Source organism: Micromonospora sp. GCM10011541 (assembly GCF_042650725.1).
Lineage (GTDB): Bacteria > Actinomycetota > Actinomycetes > Mycobacteriales > Micromonosporaceae > Micromonospora > Micromonospora sicca.
Window position 1 is genome coordinate 1 of sequence record NZ_JBHSBP010000121.1, and the last position, 1,655, is coordinate 1,655.

Genomic DNA, 1,655 nt, shown 5'->3' on the forward strand with positions numbered 1-1,655 from the left:
TGTGTTCGAGGGTGTTGTCCGGCTGGCCTGAGGGCGTCTGTCTCATGCGGGCTGGAGGGTCCAGCCGTGTTGGCGGGTGTGGGTGAGGCCGAGGGTGGCGAGTCGGGCGAGGTTGACCGCGGCGGCGAGGAGGGTGAAGTCGGCGGCGATCCGGGTTCGGCCGCGCATGCGGGCGCGTCGGCCGCCGTGACGGCGGCGCATGAGGTGGGCGATCTTGCGTTCGACTTTGGGTCGGGTGGCGCGGTAGTCGGCTTGCCAGGCAAGGTCGGTCTGGCGGGTGCGGGCGGCGGCGAGGTGGGCTTCATGGTGGCCGATGGTGATGCTGCGCCCGGTCTTGGACTCGGTGCAGTGCCCGCGCAGCGGGCAGGTAGCGCAGGCGCTGCCGAAGTCGGCCCTGCCGGCGTTGCGGTCGTGGCCTTGCACCGGCCGGATCGGGATCGTGACGCCGCCCGGGCAGGTGACCTGCTGGCGTTGCAGGTCGATGTCGAAGCGGTCCTTGGTGAACTTCCCGGCGGGGGCGTTCGGTGGCTGGACCTTGGTCTTGATGTCGATCCCGGCGGCGTCGAGCCGGTCGAGGACCTCGCCGGCGCCGTAGGCGGCGTCGCCGTAGACCGCTGCGGTGTCCTCGGCGGGCTCGTTGGCGTCGGTGAGATCGGTGATGAGGTCGGCGACCGGCTCGGCGTCGCCGGTGTTGCCGGCGGTGACCTCGGTGGCGGTGATGATCTCGGCGTCGGGGTCGACGGCTATGTGGCCTTTGTAGCCGTCGAAGCCGCGGTGGCTGGTCTTGTGCCCGTGCCGGGCCTCGGGGTCAACGGTGGAGATCACCCGGTCCGGGGCGACCTTGCGGGCGATGCGCAGCACGCCGTCGTCGCCGGTCTCCAAGTCCTGGCCCAGCACCGTGGCCAGCAGCCGCGTCGCCTGACCGACCGGCTCGGGCAGCGTCAGCCCGTCGAGGACGGCCAGCAGCGCGTAACCGTCGCGGGCCCGGGAGTCGACCAGGGCATCACGGGCGGTCTTGTCGTCCCAGTCGATGACCGGCTTGCCGGTCGTGGTGTAGTCATCCCCGCTGGCCAGGACAGCCCGCAACCGTGCGGCCAGGTCGCCGTCGGCGGTGGCGAGCAGCCCCCGGATCGCCGAGCGGATCAGCGTGACCGTGTCCATCGTGGCGACCGCGTCATACAGCGGTGTGGAATCGAGGACCCGCCGCCGACCCAGCAACCCCGCCGCCCGGGCGGCGTCCAACGCCACCTCGAACACCCGGTCCGGCCGGTCGGAGCGGCGCAGCCGTTCCCGCATGTCCACCAGCACCGTGTGAGCGAACCCGACCCGGCCGGCGCCGTCCCAGCCGCCGACCCCGGCGGCGTAACGCCAGCGCGCGTCGAACGTGAACCGGTCCACCGCCTCCCGATCCGACAGGCCTTCCAGCCGTTGCAGGACCATCACCGTGGCCACCACCGACGGCGGCACCGACCGGCGACCGATCTGCGCGAACAGGTCGGTGAACATCCCGTCCGGGAACAGCATCTGCCGATGCTCATGCAGGAACGCGAAGATCGAGTTCGCCGGCAACGCCTCTTCACAGAACCGGGTCACCGGATCCAGCAGATCCAACTGCTGCGAAGCCACACCCAACGCCACACCGGCAAACTATCAGC

At 71.1% G+C, this 1,655-nt stretch carries 1 protein-coding gene; it reads right to left on the bottom strand.

Features of this window, described 5'->3' with window-relative positions; translation table 11 throughout:
• Positions 1 to 42: 42 nt before the first annotated feature.
• The gene (locus ACFOYX_RS36205) at positions 43 to 1,638 is read right to left on the bottom strand and encodes an IS1182 family transposase (RefSeq protein ID WP_322444138.1); all 1,596 of its coding nucleotides are present in this window, start codon (positions 1,636 to 1,638) and stop codon (positions 43 to 45) included.
• Positions 1,639 to 1,655 lie beyond the last annotated feature (17 nt).